This window comes from Flavobacterium koreense (assembly GCF_054776075.1).
Genome location: NZ_BAAHCF010000027.1, coordinates 1 through 818 on the forward strand (window position 1 = coordinate 1; position 818 = coordinate 818).

General features: G+C 31.8%; 1 protein-coding gene. It reads left to right on the forward strand.

Features of this window, described 5'->3' with window-relative positions; all coding sequences use genetic code 11:
• The coding region (locus ACYU7A_RS08095) for a DUF7507 domain-containing protein (protein ID WP_460575599.1) at window positions 1-818 on the forward strand (818 nt) is incomplete at both ends.

Below are 818 nucleotides of genomic sequence, written 5' to 3' on the forward strand. Positions count from 1 at the left end.
TTATACTTTGACTTACCAAATCTGTGAAGTTTTAAATCCTTCTAATTGTGATACTGCTATTGTAACTGTTCCAGTTGGAGCAGCAGTTATTGATGCTGTAAATGATAATGGTAATTCAATAATTGGTGCTACAGGTGGACAATCTTACCCTAATGTTTTAATTAACGATACATTAAATGGTAACCCTGCTACATTATCAAATGTAATTTTAACTCAAGTTAGTACTACAAATACTGGAGTTACTTTAAACCCAGTTGATGGTTCAGTAAATGTTGCATTAGGTACTCCTTCTGGAAATTATGTGGTAACATATCAAATATGTGAAATCTTAAATCCAACAAATTGTGATATTGCTACAGTAACAGTTAATGTAAATAATGCAAACATTGATGCTGTAAATGATAACGGAAATAATGTTTTAACAGGAATTGGTGGACAATCATATCCTAATGTATTAATAAATGATACATTGAATGGAAATCCAGCAACACTTTCAAATATTATTTTAACTCAAGTTAACACAACAAATCCTGGTGTAACTTTGAACCCAGTAGATGGTTCAATAAATGTTACTCCAACTACACCTGGAGGAACATATACAGTAACATATCAAATCTGTGAAGTTTTAAATCCAACAAATTGTGATACAGCAACTGTAACTGTATTTGTTGAATCTCCTAGTATAGCAATTACTAAAGACGGAGCTTATGTAGATAACAATGGTGATGGTATTACAAACGTAGGTGATACAATTGTATACAACTTCGTAGTAACTAATACGGGTAACGTAACTCTTACTAACATTACTGTAACTGACG